We start from the raw sequence: 18109 nt of genomic DNA, 5'->3' as shown, positions 1-18109 counted from the left end.
GGCGGACGAGCTATCGCTTGGTCCTGCGTCCGCCCATGGCAAAGACCGGCATGAGTCTATTGCTTGGGAAGGTAAGCGTCCGGCATCGGCGAGCCGGGGAACCATTTTTCATACAGGTTTTTCCAGGTTCCATCTTGCATCGCGGCATGAAGGGCGCCGTTCAGTGCCTCACGAAATGCCTCATTCCCCTTGCGCACGACAAAACCGGCGGGAGCGTCGAAAGACGGAATATTGACCGCGATTTTCAGATCGGAATAGCGGTCGCCATATTGCTTGGCAGCCTCATAATCGAGAAAATGCGCATCGATGGTCCCGTTGTTGAGAGCCGAAACGGCGGAATTGTTATCGGGGAATTTGACGATGTCGGCTTCCCCGAAATTCTTCTCAGCATATGTTTCCTGCAGCGTTCCCTGCACCACGCCGAGCCGTTTGCCTTTCAGGCCATCGGCGGAGGTGATCGTTGTATCCGGCGTCAGCACCGAGAGATAACCCGCGAGATAGCCGTCAGAAAAATCGACGGTCTTCTTGCGCGTGTCGGTCGTACCGATCGCGGCAACGGCGACATCGAAGCGCTCATTGGCCACGGAAGGCAGGAGCGCCGCAAATTCCTGACCAGTGAAGATGACCTGATCTTTCTGAAATCCAAGGCGGCTGGCGACATTGAGGAAGAACTCGATATCGAAGCCGGTGAATTCCCCCTCTGCCGTAGTGAAGGCGTAAGGCTTGGAATCTCCCATCGTGCCGACGCTGATCACCTTTGGGTCGATCAGATTGTAGGGATTGCCTTCGGCGGCAGGGGTTTGTGCGACCGCTCCGAAGCTGACGGATAGAAGCGTCAACGCCATCACCCCGCTACGAATGGGCGAAAGCAAGGGTGCGAAAATGCCGATTTTGCTCATGTTCTTCTCCTCTGGAAAACCTGTTATTTTTATATAATGAGACCGGTCTCATCACGATTGATACCGGTCTCATTATCAATTATTAGTTCTTGATTGACCTGCCGTCAATGTCTCCTGTAGTGCTTCGATACATGAAAGATTCAGGCAAAGCCCGCTCCGTTACCGTCAGCGATGTTGCGCGCGAGGCGAAGGTCTCGAAGGCGACGGCCGCACGTGTTCTTGGCGGCTACGGGGTTTTCAGCGAAAAAGTATATGAAAAAGTCATGGCCGCGGCCCAAGCGTTGGACTATCGGCCTAACGAGCTTGCTCGCAGTATGACGACCGGCAAGTCGGGGATTATTGGTGTGGTCGTCGGCGATATCGAAAACCCGTTCTTCAGCTATGCCGTGCGCGGCATCAGCGATGCGGCGCGCGCCGCCGGCCTCAACGTCATCCTGGCAAATTCGGGGGAGCAGATCGAGGCGGAGAAGAGCGCCGTGCGCGTACTGATGGGAAAGCGCGTGGACGGGTTGATCGTGACGCCGGCGGAATCTCGTGACATCGCGCATCTGCGCGATATTCATCGCTCCGGTCGGCCCTTGGCCCTGCTCGACCGCGCCTTGCCCGATCTCCAGGTCGATACCGTCACGGTAGATGACCGGAAAGCAGCGATGCGGGCGACACGGATGTTGACGGCCGCGGGCCACCGCGACATCGCCTATGTGACAGCGGTCGATTCCGACCGGCACGAGTATCGTGACCTCGAACAGGTCTATACGTCCTCGGTGCGAGAACGCGTCGAAGGTTTCCTCTCAGTGTGCCGGGAGGCTGGTATCGAGACGCCCGAACGTCTCGTCCGGCTTGGCGCGACCAGCCCCGAGGAAACGCGTACGATCATCCAAGCGCTTTTGTCAAAAGCTGACAGGCCGACCGCGATTCTGGCGTCTGACAGTCTCGTTGCCCTGGAGATATTCAGGCACATTCGTTACATGGGCTTACACATCCCCAGGGATATTTCACTCATCACATTCCACAATGCTGACTGGACGAGCGTCACGAGCCCGCCGATCACGGTCATCGACCAGCCGGTCTACGCCCTCGGCAAGATGGTGGCGGAACTTCTTATCCGGCGGTTGAAAGGGGAAAAACGGCCGCCGGAAAGGGTGGTGCTCCAGACATCGATTATAGAACGCGGCTCGGTAGGGCCACCACCACCCTCTGGAAGGTAAACGCCGGCCACGGGCTATTGCGCAGGCCCAGATTCTAGGCGAGGTATCATCGCACACATAGAAGAAAGCAAATGAGTGAGTTGAAAATGGCGCCCAACGTAGACAAGCCAGCCAAACGGGGCCGCCCGCCCAAGGTGCTGCTGTCGAAGCGAGAACCTCTTGCCCAACAGGCGGCATCGACAATACGTGGGATGATCATTCGAGGTGAAATGGCGCCCGGCTCGCGCATCCCGGAGAGAACGCTTAGCGAGACGATCAAAATATCGCGAACACCGCTGCGAGAAGCTCTGAAGCTTCTCGAGCGTGACGGCCTCGTTCAAATCTTGCAGAACCGGGGCGCCCGCGTGATGTCCTTTACTGTAAACGAGGCACGAGAGCTCTTCGAGGTCATCGCAGGCATGGAGAGCCTTGCTGCCCAGCTCGCCGCTCGCCGCATCACACCTGTAGAACTGGAAAGACTGGAAGAGTTGCACGGGGCCATGCTGATCCATCATCGCAACCATGACAAGGATCCCTATTTTGCAGTCAACAATCAGATCCATGATCTGATTGTCGAATTTTCAGGCAACAGCATCCTCAGGGCGACCCATGAGGGGCTCATGCTGAGAGCCCGTCGCGGTCGCTATATGGCTATCATGAAACCGTCACGGTGGGACGAGTCGGTAGCGGAGCACGAGGCTCTGATGCAAGCACTCCGCAACCGTGATGCCTCTGCCGCGCGCCGCATTTGGCAGCTGCACCTCAATCACACGGGCGATACGGTCTGTTCCGTCCTTTTGGAGCAGCTGGCGGAGACCAGCGGCTGATCAGGCGGCACGAGCGCGTTTCCAGAGACGATCGGCGACCGTTTGGGCCGTGGCGATGATTTCGTCCTGGTCGGCCCAGGTCGCACGGCCGTCATCGATCAGTACCTTGCCGTCGCAAATCACCGTCCTGACATTGGCGCCCGAGCCCAGATGCGCGACTACGCCGAAGCCATCCACAACCGGATGGAGATTGGGTGCGCTGGAATCAAGCAGGACCATATCCGCCCGGTAGCCCACAGCAACGCGTCCGACTTGATCGGCCACGCCTAGTGCCTGCGCCCCGCTCACCGTTGCCCAGCCAAATACCGTGTGTGCGTCGAAAACAAAGGTCTCCTTCGCTCGCAGTCGCGCCGAAGCGAGCGCCATGCGCATCGCTTCGAACATATCTCCGGACTTGGTATCGGTGCAGAGCGTGATGTTGGCACCCGCGGCCGCAAGCGCAGCGATGGGTGCCGCCGCTCCAAAAGCAGCGTTTCCGATGGGCGCATGAGCGACCTGAATGCCCGCATTCCCAAGCTTGTTTACCTCGTCTTCCTCCAGAAAGATGCAATGGGCAGCAACAAGCCGCTCGTTCAGAAGGCCGAGATCGTCCAGAAAGTCACTGGAGCGCATACCCTCGCGGGCCTTCATGTGGGCGATCTCCATACGCGACTGTGCGAGATGAGTGTGAACCTGACGGCCGTCCTGTTCCGCCATTGTTGCGATGAGCTTGAAAAGATCCCGGGATACCGTATCCGGCGCGTGAGGTGCGTAGAAGCAACGGATCAGTCCTCCGTTGGCGCCATCCCAATCGTCAATAAGCGTCAGGTTGTCCGCAAGCGTTTCCTTTCCCAGTGCGACGTCTGGCTGGAACCGACCTTCGGCAAGAGCCGCAGTATCAACATCCATCACACGCCCTCCGAGAAAGGCACGAACGCCCGCCTCGGTTGCAGCCTTTGCCAGAGCAAGAGGCTTGCGATAGTAGTCGACGATCGAGGTACACCCGAAGCGAACCATCTCGAGGAGGCCAAGGCGCGACAACGCCAGAGTTTCTTCATCGGAGAGCCAGTGTCCCTGCGGAACACCCTTGGTATAGGCCGGGGCAAAACCAATATCCTCCACCATGCCGCGCACGATCATCAGCGGTGAATGATTATGGGTATTGACGAAGCCCGGCATCAACATGCCGCCACGTCCGTCAATGCGCCTGTCTGCGAGACTCTTTCGCAACTCTATTGCCGGACCGATGGCGGCAATCGCGCCATTGCATATCCCTACGGCCATATCTCGTGCGATGGCTTCTCCAAATGTTACGATCGCAACATTCTCGACAAGCAAATCAAATCGGGCTCCTTGGGCGGCAGTGTTCGGCATCAGTGTCTCCGATAGTCAGTGTGAGGAAATTATGTGCAGCAGCCACCAATATAGGCAGCAGGATCACCAAGTGTGATAATTATTCATATATAATATGATGTAAATAAAGAATTTTTTGACATGGCATGCAATTTGCTTGGTTAGTGGCGTATTCGTCATTCCACGTAACCGAGAGAGATCGCCATGACCAAGAATGGATTTTCAGACCTTACCCGTCGAAGCTTCCTGAAGAGCGCTACGGCGACGGCAACGCTGCTGGCTGCACCTGGAATACTGCGTGCCGAGACCAAGGAGCTGGTCGTCGGCGGGGCGGCAAGCCACACCAAATGGGTAGAGGAAATCGTCGCCCCGGCCTTCGAAAAAAAATATGGCGCGCGGATCATTTTCGAGGGTACGAAATCACTCGTAAATCTTGAAAAAATGCAATCGAACAAGGCCAAACCGTATCTGTCCGTGGTGCAGATGGACGACCCGGTCATGATCATGGCCGTCAATGAGAACCTGCTGACGCCGATCACGCCGGCACTTGCGCCAAATATCGCAAAGCTTCGTCAGGGTACGGTCCATATGGACGGCATGTGGGCCAATTACGTCCAGCCCTGGGCGGGTATCGCTTACAACAAGTCGGTGAGCGGGGTGGACAGCTGGACCAAGCTCTGGGACCCGGCCTTCAAAGGCAGGGTAGTCATTCCATCCCTGCAGAACACGGAAGGCATGTGGACATTGTTCATGGCAGCCCATCTTGCCACGGGCAAGCCACTGGCCGAGGCGCAATATGAGATTGATGCCGCATTCGCAAAGCTTGAGGAACTGAAGCCGAACCTTCTCAACGTCTATGCCGTCCTGACGCAATCCTTCAACCTCCTGGAGCAGAACGAAATTGCCATGCTGGCCGGACAGTTCTCCTCCTACACCATTCCGAGGGTGACGGAGGGGGCGACTATCGACCTTGCTGCTCCAAAGGAAGGCATCTTCGCAATGCCGTCTGGCATTTGCCTGGTCAAGGATGGCCCCAATCCCGAGCTCGCGGCAGCCTATGTAAACGAGATGCTGGGCGCTGAACTGCAGAGCATCCTGGCGGAATCCACATACTCTCTTCCCGCCAACACCGAAGTGAAGGGTGTCGATATCGCGCCGGCAGGTATCGAGGTTTTCGGTCCGGACTGGGCATTCGTATCGAAGAACCGCGCCAATTGGATCGATCGTTTCGATCGCATGATGGCGATCTAATTTTCTCGGCAAAATGACGGCGGGCCGTCCACGCCCGTCCTCCACAAAGGGAAGCGGAATGTATCTGGACGTAAAAGGTATAATCAAGAGCTATCGGGACAACACCGTCCTTGACGGTCTCGATTTCTCGGTTGCCAGGGGCGAGCTGGTATCCCTGCTCGGCCCCTCCGGCTGCGGAAAAACCACCTTGCTGCGCATGATAGCAGGCCTGGTCACAGCGGATCATGGCACGATACGGCTGGCTGAACGCGATGTGACCGGATTGCCGGCCCATAAACGCAACGTTTCGGTGGTCTTTCAGAACTACGCATTGTTCCCGCATCTCAATGTTTCTGAAAATGTCGGGTTCGGCCTGGCGGCACGCGGAGTTTCCAAGGCAGAGCAAAGGACCCCGGTCGAAGAAGCTTTGGCATTGGTGCGCATGGAGCAATTCGCCGACCGACCTATTTCGGCACTCTCAGGCGGGCAGCAACAGCGTGTAGCCGTCGCCCGCGCACTGGTCGTGGCCCCTGATTTGCTGTTGCTGGATGAGCCTTTTTCGGCGCTCGACCGCAAGCTGCGAGAAACCATGCAAGTCGAACTCAAGGCTCTCTTGCGCTCTCGCGGCATTACGGCTGTTTTCGTAACCCACGATCAGGAAGAGGCGCTCGCCGTGTCCGATCGGATCGCCGTCATGAACCGTGGGCGGATTGAGCAATATGGCGGACCGATGGAGCTCTATTCCCGCCCGGCAACGAGTTTCGTCCTCGATTTTGTTGGTATGTCAACCCGTATCGCTGGAACGGTCAAGAAGGTCGAGGGTCGTTCGCTGCTGATCTCGACGGCCTATGGGGAGGTAACTGCACCGGGTAACTTTATCCAGGGCGCGAAGGTCCTTCTCGGTGTTCGGCCGGAACATCTCGATCCCGTGCCGGGTGCTGCCGGCAGCAACAGCATAACCGTGGCACTCAGCGATGTCATGTGCCTCGGGGCGAAGACACTTGTTCACGCCACCGCTTCGGGCGCCGACCGCATCATCTGCGAGCAATCGGGCGCCGCCCAGCAAGGCCTGCCTTCGACCGGCGAACCGGTAACGCTCTCCTGGAACGTGGAACAGACATTGGTCTATCCGGCGGAGGGAGTGCAATGAGCCAATTCAACGGAGCCGCAGCCGCGCCTGGCCGACGAACTGATCCATTCCTGCTTCTGGCTGTTCCGGCGCTCTGTCTGCTTGGCATGCTGTTTGTATTGCCGATCGTCTTCCTGCTCGTGAAAAGTTTCAGGGACACGACGGGCAATCTATCGATTGCCACCTATGTCGCGTTTTTCTCCGATCCCTTCATGCTGACGGCACTTCGCCGTACTATCGTGGTCGCGATAGAAACCACACTCCTGACACTCCTTCTTGGCTATCCTACCGCCTTTGCTCTGGCACGCGCTCGCGGATTTACCCAGACAATCATACTCATAGCGATGATCCTCCCGCTGTCGGTCGGCGTGATCGTCAAGGCCTTTGCCTGGTCTATCGTTTTCCGTACCGACGGCGTGATCAACAAAACACTGCTCGGTCTTGGCATCATCGACCAACCCTTGCGGCTGCTTTTCACCGAAACAGCCCTGGTGATCGGTGCGACAAATATATTCCTGCCGTTCATGGTGTTACCGATCTACGCGGTCATTCGCCAGACCGACCCAAACCTTCGCTCAGCTGCGGCTACGCTGGGTGCCGGGCCGTTGTTCTGTTTCTTCCGGGTAACCTTGCCACTGACGCTTCCTGGTATCGTCGCGGGCGCCGCCTTTGTCTTCTCGATGGCGGTGGCGATGTATGTGATACCCAACCTGATCATCGGCGAACGCACGCAGACCCTGTCCATGCTGATCGCCAGGTCCTTTCTCTATCTTCGGAACGAACAAATGGGGTCGACCATATCAACCATACTGCTTGCGATTGCGGCATTCATCGTCATCGTCTCGTCCGTCATCCTGAAGAGACTTTCCGGGAGGCAGGCATGACCCTCACCGATAGAATTGCAACCGTTGCAAGCTGGATTGTCGCGCTTGCGGTCTGCATCTATTTACTGACACCACTCATCATAACGGTGATCGTGTCCTTCACGTCTTCCAGCGTCTATACGCTACCGCCACCAGGCTGGTCATTGCGTTGGTACGAAACCATGGCGCGCAAGCATGATTTGATCAATGCCTTGTGGCTTTCGGTCAATCTTGCGTCGATCTCCACGATAATCGCGCTGGTGGTCGGCACACTTGCCTCGCTTGCCATTGTGCGCGGCCGCTTTCCGGGGCGCGAAATACTGGCCACGGTGACAGTGTCGCCACTGATGATGCCAGGGCTCGTTATCGGTGTCGCATTGCTGCAGTTCTTCCGCGATCTCGGCTTGCGCGATGCCTATTGGAGCCTTTTGCTGGCCCATATCGTCATCACCCTACCCTATATCGTGCGCACGCTCGTCGCGGCGCTGGAAAAGTTCGACTTCTCCCTGATCGATGCTGCCCAGACACTTGGCCTTCCATATTCCCGGGCGATTATAAAAGTCATGGTGCCGGGCCTGGCACCCGCATTTCTAACCTCTGGCATGTTCGCTTTTCTCGCGTCGATGGACAATTATCCGATCTCGATCTTTCTAACAGACGCCTGGAACAAGACACTTCCGATCAAGATGCTGCAATATCTCGAGGAAGCGCCGGATCCGACGATCGCTGCCGTTTCATCCGGCCTCATCGTGCTCGCCCTGACGGCATTGGTCATAGGCTCCAGAACTGTCGGCCTTAACCGGATGATCCAATAATGGCCGATAGACGAGATTTCATTGGTTATCGCGATGGATATCCCGCCGTCGACTGGCCGGGAGGTGCGCAGCTCGCAGTTTCCCTTGTCGTCAACGTCGAGGAGGGATCGGAACTCTCGATCGCCGATGGAGACGAGCGCAATGAAAGCGTCTACGAGGCGCGCGAAGAAGTCATAGGCGTACCGGACCCGTGCATGGAGAGCCATTATGGCTACGGTCCGCGTGCCGGTTATCGTCGCATAGTCGATGTGCTTGCAAAGCATGGCGTGCCAGCGACCTTTTCCTGCTGTGGCCGGGCGGCAGTGCGGTCGCCATGGCTGGTTCAAGACGCGATAGCTCGCGGCCACGAAGTAAGTTGTCACGGCTGGCGATGGGAGAGCCTGGCGGGCATGACAGAGGACGAGCAGCGGCGAAATATCGCTCGAACATTCGAAGCGATCCGGAACGTGACCGGCATGGCACCAAGCGGCTGGCATACACGCTCGGCTTCCACGCCGGAGACCAGACGGTTGCTCGTTGAACACGGCGGCTTCCTTTACGATTCCGACGCCTATGATGATGACGCACCCTACGTCGTCTCCGTCGGCAACGGGCCGCATGTAGTCCTTCCCTACGCATTCGACACCAATGATATGCGCTTCCAGCCGGGCGGCGGGTTCGTGCATCCGGAGGATTTCAGCCGCTATTGCCTGGCTGCCTTTGACCGGCTGTGGCAGGAGGGCGCCGGTGCGCCGCGCATGTTGAGCATTGGGTTGCACCTGCGCATCATCGGCCGCCCGGCTCGCATCGGCGCTCTTGAGGCATTGCTGGAGGCGATTGCAGCACGCGGCAATATCTGGTTCGCCACACGTGCCCAGATTGCTACCCATTGGCGGCGAGCTACGGGCCTGCCTGATTTTCAGCCGGCTGGAGCTAATGATGCAACTATATGAAGACGTCATAACCATGAGCGCCCGAGAAATAGCGGCTGCCGTAAACACCGGAAGGCTGTCCGCCATAGACGCTGTTCGCGCCCATCTCGCCATCATATCGGAGCGGAACCCTTCGCTGAATGCGATTGTTGCCATTGATAGCGGGAAATCGTTGCAACAGGCGCGTATTGTCGATGAGCGCATAGGCGGCGGGGAATGTCTTCCGCTTGCCGGCGTGCCGATCATCGTCAAGGACAACATATGGGTAGAGGATTGGCCGATAACTCAGGGTTCGCGCCTTTTCGCCAATTTCATCGCTGACAGCGATGCCGAGGCCGTCAGGCTGGCGAGACAGGCTGGAGCCGTCATCGTCGGGATCGGCGCTTGCTCCGAATTCGCTGCCAAAGGCGTTACAGCAACGCCGCTTTATGGCACGACCCGACACCCGCTGGCTCACTCCCTGACGCCCGGCGGCTCGTCGGGCGGCAATGCAGCCGCGCTTGCTGCCGGCATGGCACCGTTGGCACTCGGAACAGATGCCGGCGGATCGAGCCGTCGCCCACCAGCCCATTGCGGCATCGTCGGATTCAAGCCCAGCCAGGACGCGATCCCCTATGGACCGGGATTTGCCGAGCCGTTCTGGGGCGTTTCAGTCATCGCGCCAATGGGCCGGACGGTCGATGACTGTGCGCTACTATTCGAGGCATTGACCGGCAATACACCTGCTCCGCAGCGCCCGTTGCGTCTCGGTTACCATCCCACCTTCGGTATTGATGCCGCCGTCGACGCTGATGTTGCTGCAGCTTTTGAAGCGGCACGCAGACGAATTTTGGCGGCGGGTGTGGAGATGGATGCAGTGACAATGGCCTGGCCCGAGGGAACCAATGAAGAAGTACTCATGCCGCTTCAGCATGCTGGCCTTGCCATGCTCTATGGGGAGCGCTGGCAGCACGAACCAGACCTCTTTGATCCCGATATCGGATCTCAAATCGAACGCGGCCTGTCGCTCCCGGGCGTCGCAGTTGCCCGAGCCCTTGATCAGTCACACAGGCTGCGCGGTTGCCTGGACCATATATTTGCCCAGTACGATCTACTCATCGGCTTGACGACACCCTGCGGCCCCTGGCCCCATGACCGCCTTGGTCCCGAGACCATCGGCGGCAAGCCCGTCTCACCCCGCGATCATGCTGCCCTGACCCCTCGCTTCAATCATGCCGGTCTGCCAGCCCTCTCCTTACCGTGCGGCTCTGACCGCAATGGTTTGCCGGTTGGCATGCAGATCGTTGGACCCGCCGGCGCGGACACATTTGTACTGGCAGCGGCAGCGCAGTTTGAAACGATTCTTGCAGGCCCGGTTGCTTAACCGGAAGGAGACAGTGTTGAAGATATTGATGATCAACCCCAATACATCGACCGAGATGACGGACCGGATGATTGCAACCGCGCAGTCCGTTCTTGCGCCCGACACAGAGCTGATTGCTCATACGGCGACACGGGGTTTCCCCTACATTGCAAGCAGAGCTGAAGCGATGATTGCGGGCAATATCACGCTCGAAATGCTGGCGGAACATCATCACGGCTGCGACGCCGCTGTCATCGCAGCCTTTGGCGATCCAAGTCTCATTGCAGCACGCGAACTCTTCGAAATCCCGATTACTGCCATGGCCGAGGCCGCCATACTGACTTCCTGCATGCTGGGCGAGCGCTTTGCCATGCTGACATTCTCCCGAACGCTGGTTGCCTGGTACGAGGATGCGGTGGCGTTGGCCGGACTGACCCATCGTTGCGCGGCGATCCGTGTGCCGGACGTTAGCTTCAAGTCGGTATCGACAGTTCAATACGAATTGGAAAACGAAATCGTCGCACTGGCTGAAAGGACGGTGAAGGAAGATGGCGCCGACGTACTGATACTCGCCGGTGCGCCGCTGGCAGGTCTCGCGCAACGCATAGCCCATCGTTCACCGGTGCCGCTGGTCGATCCTCTGGTCGCTGCAGTCAGTCAGGCCCAAACGCTTGCAAGGATGAAACCAAAGGCGGCCAGTGCCGGACGGTTTGCGCGGCCGGGCCCCAAGGTTACGGTTGGTCTGCCGCAATCGCTTGCCGACTGGATCGAGCATCGCGGGCCGGATCGGCAGTCGGATCTAACCCTCAATGCGAGCATGTGAGAGGTATCCACGATGGATAGCACGATCGATCTCATCGTCATGGCCGGCCTGATCGTCACGATGGATCAGGGTCGCAGCCTAATCACGGATGGTGCAGTGGCGGTCAATGACGGGAAAATTCTCGCGGTGGGACCGAGAGATGCGATTTCTCAACGGTATGCTGCTTTGAAGACAGTGGGCGGCAATCACGCGATTGTCATGCCCGGCTTTATCGACGGGCACTCTCACGCTGGCCACGGATTGATAAGAACAATGGGCAGCGATGACTTCCCAGCGTTTCGCGAGGCATGCCGGAAGGTCTACATGGAGTCAGCGTCGCTTGATTTCTGGGCCGCGGAGGCTCGCCTGTCGGCTCTCGAACGACTCAAGGCAGGCGTTACCACGGCAACGCTCTATCTTGGAGGTGGGGACGAGAACAACCGCTCCGACACACCAGAAGTTGCGACCACTTACGCAGCCGCGTTCTGCGGTGTTGGAATGAAGCTGGTCCTGGGCATTGGCCCGACGAGGCCACCGTTTCCACGGCATTACACCCATTTTCGGGGTGATCGGGCGCAAACGGTAGAAGTGAATTTCGATCGACAGCTCTCCGTCTGTGAGGAGGTTGCGCGGATTCTGCCGGGGGCGCGAACTCGGGTAGCCTTTACTGCGCCGGTCATAAATCCCGCCATTCATCGGGACAGGCATTTTCGCACGCTCTGCGAGATTGCGCAGACCATGAAAGACCTTGCACGGAAATACGATACCCTGCTCATGATCGACGGCCACCGCGAGGGAACTGTCGCCTTTGCCAACGGGCTGGACATTCTCGATCATCGAACTCTGCTCTCGCATGCGATTGGACTGAAAGAAGACGAAGTGGCGCTGATCGCGGAGCTTGGTGCGGTCGTATCCAATAACGCTGTTTCGGCAAGCGGCACATGGGATCGCTGCCCTTTGGTAGAGCTGCTTGCTGCTGGGGCCCGGGTATTTTTATCGAGTGACGGGCTGGCACCCGATGGTGGAACAGACATGTTCGACGTGATGCGCGGCGCAATGCGCTACCATCGTTCCATGTGCCGCAATCCCAATATTCTTCCGCCGGGCCGTGCGCTTTCCCTGACCACGATCGAAACCGCCAGAGCGCTCGGGATAGATCATGAGGTCGGGTCGATTGAGCCGGGGAAGCGGGCCGATATCATTCTGGTCGATACGCAAAAACCACATCTGCAACCCTCGGTCATGCCGCTTCATCAGCTTCTCATGTACGCCAATGCCAGCGACATCGACACGGTTATAGTGGACGGGCAGGTAATGATGGAGAACCGGCAGGTTGCCCAGCAGGCTGAAATACTCTCGGCCAGCCAGGTAGAATGCCAGATCATGCTGGACCGCTCCGGCCTGCGAACATCGCTCGACCTGCCGAAAAGCTTCTGGTCCGACAGTTACGACCGCCCTGTTCGTGATGGTTTAAACCATCACGACAGATGAGTGATATTAGGGGCACGACCGCGATATGTTCGACATTATTATCCAAGGTGGACGCGTCTCAGCGGCAACACGACCGTTCTTCCCTTCTGCCCGGGGAAGGAACTGCCCGCACTGGTGGGCGACGGCCAGACATCCTTCAAGTTATTCATGGCAGCTGTCACATTGATTAATCGTCAACGTGCCTGCGGTATCTGGGTTTCATGAATAGGCAGGTCCCGACGTACAAAAATCGTCGCTTTCACCGGAGCACAATCGATCGTGGCGCCGCTCTTTTCGATGCGGCCAAACCGGCAATGAACGGAAATTCTTTCTCACCTGCGGGCGGCAATTCGCAATAAATTATCTATTGCACGGGTCGCATGGCTCATAATCTGACGAAACTGCAAACCATGCCGCAATTGTCGCGGCAGCGCTTCGTCGGAGGATCGGATGACCGGAAAACGGCAGTTGAAACTTGGTTTCATGCTTCACGGCGTCGGCATGGGATGGGGCGATTGGCGCCATCCGGATGCGGATCCGACGGCCAGCACCAATCTTGCCTATTACAAGCGTCAGGCCCAGCTTGCCGAGGCGGCAAAGTTCGACTTTCTCTTCGTCGCCGACAGCGTCTTCATCACCGAGAAGTCGAGCCCGCATTATCTCAACCGCTTCGAGCCGCTGACCATACTGTCCGCCCTCGCCGGTGCCACGTCGCATATCGGCCTCGTCGGCACGCTGACGGTAAGCTACAGCGAGCCTTTCAACGTCGCCCGCCAGTTCGCCTCGCTCGATCATATCAGCGGCGGCCGTGCCGGGTGGAACGTCGTCACCTCCTGGCTGGAGGGCAGCGCTTCCAATTTCAGCAGGCAGGCGCATCTCGCCCATGACGTGCGATACCGGCTCGCCGACGAATATCTCGATGTCGTGCAAGGCCTGTGGGACTCGTGGGAAGACGATGCGCTGGTTCACGACAAGGCGCGCGGCGTCTTCTTCGACCCGCAGAAGCTGCATACGCTGAACCACAAGGGCGAGTTCTTCGAGGTCAGGGGACCGCTCAACATCGCTCGCTCGCCGCAGGGCCAGCCGGTGATCTTCCAGGCGGGCGCTTCGGAAGATGGCCGGAACTACGCGGCGAGGCGCGCCGACGCGATCTTCGTCCATCATGACAGCCTCGAAGAGGGCCGGAACTATTATCACGACCTGAAGCAGCGTGCCGCGGGCTTCGGCCGCGACCCGGACAAGCTCTTCATCCTGCCCGGCATCCGCCCGGTCGTCGGTTCCACTGAAGCGGAGGTCGAGCGGAAGTACCAGGAATTTGCAAGTCTCACATCGATAGAGAACGCGCTCTCCATGCTCGGCCGGCCGTTCAACGATTATGATTTCCTGCAGCACGATCTCGATGCGCCCTTCCCCGACATTGCCGCCCATGGCGTCAATTCCAACCAGAGCCAGTCAAGCCGGATCATCGAAGTCGCCCGCGCCGGCAATCTGACGCTGCGCGAGGTGGCGTTGCGCTTCGCCACGCCGCGTAGCGATTTCGTCGGCACGCCGGAGCAGGTCGCCGATGCTTTCGAGCGCTGGCTGGTCGAGCGCGGTTCGGACGGCTTCGTCATCAACGTCTCATTGCCGAAGGAGCTTGAAGTGCTGGTCGAAACCGTGATCCCGATCCTGCAGAAGCGCGGCATTTTCCGCGAGGAATACGAATCGGAAACCTTCCGCGGCAATCTCGGCCTAGACGTGCCGCGCAACCGCCATGCGGCAAGCGAGGTTCCTGTCGCCGCCGAATGATCCCCCAAGAAGCCCGACCGGAGCAAGGTGATTCATGACCATTCTTTCCAGACGCTTATTCAATGTCCTCGCCGGCGGGTTGGCCGCGCTCTGCCTCGCAACACCGCTTTCGGCTAGTTTCGCCGAGGACCCGTCGGACGTCACGCTCCGCATCGGCGATCAGACCGGCGTGGTGCGCGCCAAGCTGGAGGCGGCGGGCCTGCTCGAGAACGTGCCCTACACGATCGAATGGTCCGTCTATGCGGCAGCCGTCAACCTGCATGAGGCGTTGAAAGCCGATGCCGTCGATATCGGCTCGGCCGCCGACAGCCCGACTGTCAGCGCCATCGCCGGCGGTTCCAGGATCAAGGTTGTCGCCGCCTTTTCCAATGGCGGGCGCGGCACGGCGCTGCTCGTCCCGGAAAACAGTCCGATCAAGACCATCGAGGACCTGAAGGGCAAGACGATATCGCCAACGACGCGAGGCAGTGTCGCTCATTACCTGACGGTTGGCGTGTTGAAGAAAGCGGGCATCAAGGAAGGTGAAGCGAAACTGGCCTTTCTGACGCCGGCCGACGCCAGTGCAGCGTTTCAGACAGGCAGCATCGATGCCTGGGGCATATGGGGCGTCTATCTCGCCCGCACGGTCGGGATACAGAAGGCCCGCGTGCTGATCGACGGCGAAGGCATCAATACCGGCCATGGCGTGCTCAGCGCCACCCACAGCGCGCTTGCCGATCCGGGCAAGGTAGCGGCGATCGCCGACTTCGCCGCCCGGATCGAACAGGGTTACAAATGGTCGGCCGAAAACAAGGATGCCTATATCGATTTCTATGCCGCCTTCTCGAAGCAGGACAAGTCGATCATCGCCGAAACCTATGACGACGAGGCGGCGTTCAAACGTGTGCCGCTGGACGATGCCTTCACCGCTTCGCTGCAGAACGTTTTCGCGACCTGGAAGGAAGCGGGCGTGCTCTCCGGCAACCTCGACCTGTCGAAATATGTCTATCGCGACCTGCCGACCAACTGATCCATGGGAACCGGCCGATGAACAGCATTGCCACCATAAGACTGGAAACAGCCGAGAAACTGCATGATGCAGGGCCTGGCAACCGCCGGGCGCCATTGCCAGCTGTCGACCTGAAGCGCATCGAGCCGTTGTCGGCGTCCCGCCGCGGCGTGCCGCGCTGGCTCAGGCGCGGGGCGGGCCCGGTGCTTCTTGTTCTTCTCTGGCACCTCGCCTCCATCACCGGCCTGTTGCCGGAGGAGGTGCTGGCAGGACCTTCCGTGGTAATCGGCAGTGCGGCGAAGCTGATCGAGACCGGTGAATTGCAACAGGCGATCTGGGTCTCGCTCGGTCGTGCGCTGACGGGGCTTGCGATCGGCGGCACTGTCGGCATCCTGCTTGCCGTGCTTTCCGGTCTTTTCCGGCTCGGCGAGGACCTGATCGACTCCACCGTGCAAATGTTGCGCACCGTCCCCAATGTGGCGCTGATCCCGTTGCTGATCATCTGGTTCGGCATTGGCGAGGCGCCGAAGGTGGCGCTGATCGCGCTCGGCACCGCCTTCCCGCTTTATCTCAACGTCTATGCGGGCATCCGCAACGTGGATTCCACGCTGATCGAAGCGGGCAGGACGCTCGACCTTTCCCGCCTGGCGATGATCCGTCACATCATCCTGCCGGGAGCCCTGCCCTCGGCGCTGGTCGGGCTGCGCTACTCGCTCGGCATTGCATGGTTGGCTCTCGTCTTCGGCGAGCAGATCAATGCGACCGCTGGTATCGGCTATCTCATGGCCAATGCCCGCGAATTCTTCCAGACCGACGTCATCGTAGTCTGCCTCGCGGTCTATGCCTTCCTCGGCCTCGCGGTCGACTTCATCGTCAGAACGCTCGAAAGGATATTCCTGTCATGGCGGCCGGCATTCAGCGGAACGTGACGACCGAAAGACCATCCCCGACGCCTTCCGTGGTGAACGTATGCGGGCTGACCCGGCGCTTCGGAGAGCGTGAGGTTCTCAAGAACCTCGATCTCGAAATCGCGGCGGGCGAATTCGTGGCCCTGCTCGGCGCCAGCGGCTGCGGCAAGAGCACCCTGTTGCGCATCCTCGCCGATCTCGACCGGGACATTTGCGGCGAGGTCTCGGTGCCGCTGCGCCGCTCCGTCGCCTTCCAGGCGCCGCGGCTGATGCCGTGGAAGCGGGTCTGGCGCAATGTGGTTCTCGGCCTTCCGGACGCGCCGGACAGGAGACGGGCGATTGCGGCGCTCGATGAAGTCGGCATCAGCCACCGCGCCGACCAATGGCCGAAGGTGCTGTCCGGCGGCGAGGCGCAGCGGGTGTCGCTGGCCCGTGCGCTGGTGCGCCAGCCCGACCTTCTGCTGCTCGACGAACCCTTTGCCGCGCTTGATGCGCTGACGCGGATCAAGGCACAGGAACTGGTGGGCGAGCTCTGGCAGCGCCATGGCTGCGCGGTGCTGCTCGTCACTCACGACGTGGAGGAGGCGCTGCTGCTTTCCGACCGTGTGCTGGTCATGAAGGATGGCATCATTGCGCATGAAGAGCGGATTGCGCTGGATCGGCCACGCGATGTCGCCGATCCGGAATTTGCGGCTCTCCGCGGCCGGCTCCTGAGCTGGCTCGGTGTGCGGCATGGCCGGCACGAAGAGGCGGCGTGACGAAGAGCCATGTCGCAGCGCCGGTCACCCGGACGAGCGCTGATGGAGTGCGAAGCCCGCTGCTCCCGGCGCAGCGAGGTCAGGAGAGAGCTCTAGACTGGGAATGAGGTAATCACCGCCGTTCTGCCGCCGGAACGGGATCGGCTCGGTCGTTTCCAGCGACCGCATCCTGTCTCGCAACGCTGAAGCGACGGCCTCAAACCCTTCCGCATCGAGCCGGTCGACCCGATAGGCGACGAAGGGCGGCAGAACATCATAACCGGGATAGTAGAGAATCCCGTGGTTGATCGGAAACAGGAGGTCATCGATCGGTCCGTTGATCCCTCTGGCCGAATAATGCTCTTCCCAGCCGCCTGTCGTGACGATGAGCATCGCGCGCTTGCCGGCGAGCGTCCCCTCCCCGAAACGATCTCCCCAGTGCCGGTCGCTGTGCTCGCCGACTCCATAGGCGAAGCCAAAGGCATAGACGCGATCGACCCAACCCTTGAGGATCGCGGGCATCGAATACCACCACAAGGGAAACTGGAGGATCAGCATGTCGGCCCATAGGAGCTTGTCCTGCTCGGCCTTCACATCGTCGGTGAGCGCCCGGGCTGCAAATCCCTGGCCGGACGCGGCAGCAACCGTCAATCGCTCTTCGGGGGCGAGCGCGGGGAAGTCCAGGCGATCGACTTCGGACTTCCAACCCATGGCGTAGAGATCCGACACCCGCACCTCGTGGCCTGATGCCTCGAGTTCGGCAATCGCGGTATCGCGCAGCGATGCTGCAAGGGATTTCGGTTCGGGGTGAGCAAATACGAGAAGGATCTTCATGGAAACCGTCCGGATGGAGTTCGACATAGACCGGCAGGATAGCCTTG

At 59.4% G+C, this 18109-nt stretch carries 17 protein-coding genes; 14 read left to right on the top strand and 3 right to left on the bottom strand.

What is annotated here, in order from left to right; translation table 11 throughout:
- Nucleotides 1-56: 56 nt before the first annotated feature.
- On the bottom strand, nt 57-899 hold the full coding sequence (locus OSJ75_RS21745) for an ABC transporter substrate-binding protein (RefSeq protein WP_250020005.1): 843 nt from the start codon (nt 897-899) through the stop codon (nt 57-59).
- A 131-nt stretch (nt 900-1030) separates the two neighbouring features.
- On the opposite strand from OSJ75_RS21745, the gene OSJ75_RS21740 reads away from it, so the two are divergent.
- Both OSJ75_RS21740 and OSJ75_RS21735 read left to right on the top strand, forming a co-directional pair.
- Nucleotides 1031-2107 (top strand): LacI family DNA-binding transcriptional regulator, encoded by a 1077-nt coding sequence (locus tag OSJ75_RS21740; RefSeq protein WP_250020006.1) that lies wholly within the window; start codon nt 1031-1033, stop codon nt 2105-2107.
- 71 nt (nt 2108-2178) lie between these two features.
- Entirely contained in the window at nt 2179-2913 is a 735-nt protein-coding gene (locus OSJ75_RS21735) for a GntR family transcriptional regulator (protein WP_267229504.1), read from the top strand.
- On the opposite strand, the gene OSJ75_RS21730 is transcribed toward OSJ75_RS21735, so the two are convergent.
- The gene (locus OSJ75_RS21730; RefSeq protein WP_267229503.1) at nt 2914-4266 is read right to left on the bottom strand and encodes an amidohydrolase family protein; all 1353 of its coding nucleotides are present in this window, start codon (nt 4264-4266) and stop codon (nt 2914-2916) included.
- 183 nt (nt 4267-4449) lie between these two features.
- Between OSJ75_RS21730 and OSJ75_RS21725 the strand changes: the two genes are divergently transcribed.
- The 12 genes from OSJ75_RS21725 to OSJ75_RS21670 all read left to right on the top strand — a co-directional run bounded on the left by OSJ75_RS21725 (nt 4450) and on the right by OSJ75_RS21670 (nt 17249).
- Nucleotides 4450-5496 (top strand): extracellular solute-binding protein, encoded by a 1047-nt coding sequence (locus OSJ75_RS21725; protein ID WP_267229502.1) that lies wholly within the window; start codon nt 4450-4452, stop codon nt 5494-5496.
- A gap of 58 nt (nt 5497-5554) precedes the next feature.
- On the top strand, nt 5555-6625 hold the full coding sequence (locus OSJ75_RS21720) for an ABC transporter ATP-binding protein (RefSeq protein ID WP_250020010.1): 1071 nt from the start codon (nt 5555-5557) through the stop codon (nt 6623-6625).
- A 98-nt stretch (nt 6626-6723) separates the two neighbouring features.
- A complete protein-coding gene (locus OSJ75_RS21715; RefSeq protein WP_267229501.1) occupies nt 6724-7488 on the top strand; it encodes an ABC transporter permease in 765 nt (254 codons plus the stop codon).
- Complete coding sequence (locus tag OSJ75_RS21710) at nt 7485-8282, top strand: ABC transporter permease (protein WP_267229500.1); 798 nt, start codon at nt 7485-7487, stop codon at nt 8280-8282. Before OSJ75_RS21715 ends, OSJ75_RS21710 begins: the two co-directional genes overlap by 4 nt.
- Nucleotides 8282-9214: a polysaccharide deacetylase family protein gene (locus OSJ75_RS21705; RefSeq protein ID WP_267229499.1), complete on the top strand. Its 933-nt coding sequence runs from the start codon at nt 8282-8284 to the stop codon at nt 9212-9214. Before OSJ75_RS21710 ends, OSJ75_RS21705 begins: the two co-directional genes overlap by 1 nt.
- Nucleotides 9141-10556 carry an amidase gene (locus OSJ75_RS21700; RefSeq protein ID WP_250020014.1) on the top strand — a complete coding sequence of 472 codons (1416 nt, stop codon included), beginning with the start codon at nt 9141-9143 and terminating at the stop codon, nt 10554-10556. Before OSJ75_RS21705 ends, OSJ75_RS21700 begins: the two co-directional genes overlap by 74 nt.
- A 16-nt stretch (nt 10557-10572) precedes the next feature.
- Nucleotides 10573-11358: an aspartate/glutamate racemase family protein gene (locus OSJ75_RS21695; protein WP_250020015.1), complete on the top strand. Its 786-nt coding sequence runs from the start codon at nt 10573-10575 to the stop codon at nt 11356-11358.
- 12 nt (nt 11359-11370) lie between these two features.
- Nucleotides 11371-12828 (top strand): amidohydrolase family protein, encoded by a 1458-nt coding sequence (locus OSJ75_RS21690; RefSeq protein ID WP_267229498.1) that lies wholly within the window; start codon nt 11371-11373, stop codon nt 12826-12828.
- A 429-nt stretch (nt 12829-13257) separates the two neighbouring features.
- A complete protein-coding gene (locus tag OSJ75_RS21685; protein WP_267229496.1) occupies nt 13258-14595 on the top strand; it encodes an LLM class flavin-dependent oxidoreductase in 1338 nt (445 codons plus the stop codon).
- Nucleotides 14596-14629: 34 nt separating this feature from the next.
- Entirely contained in the window at nt 14630-15604 is a 975-nt protein-coding gene (locus tag OSJ75_RS21680) for an ABC transporter substrate-binding protein (protein ID WP_267229495.1), read from the top strand.
- Between the two features lie 17 nt (nt 15605-15621).
- Nucleotides 15622-16512: an ABC transporter permease gene (locus OSJ75_RS21675; protein ID WP_267229494.1), complete on the top strand. Its 891-nt coding sequence runs from the start codon at nt 15622-15624 to the stop codon at nt 16510-16512.
- Nucleotides 16485-17249 (top strand): ABC transporter ATP-binding protein, encoded by a 765-nt coding sequence (locus OSJ75_RS21670; RefSeq protein WP_267229493.1) that lies wholly within the window; start codon nt 16485-16487, stop codon nt 17247-17249. The genes OSJ75_RS21675 and OSJ75_RS21670 overlap by 28 nt, the downstream gene beginning before the upstream one ends.
- Nucleotides 17250-17273: 24 nt before the next feature.
- Here OSJ75_RS21670 and OSJ75_RS21665 read toward each other — a convergent pair whose 3' ends face one another.
- A complete protein-coding gene (locus tag OSJ75_RS21665) occupies nt 17274-18062 on the bottom strand; it encodes an NAD(P)H-dependent oxidoreductase (protein ID WP_267229491.1) in 789 nt (262 codons plus the stop codon).
- Between the last annotated feature and the right edge of the window lie 47 nt (nt 18063-18109).

Source organism: Phyllobacterium sp. 0TCS1.6A, assembly GCF_026420825.1.
Classification (GTDB): Bacteria; Pseudomonadota; Alphaproteobacteria; order Rhizobiales; family Rhizobiaceae; genus Phyllobacterium.
This window is presented reverse-complemented; position numbering and strand designations above follow the sequence as displayed.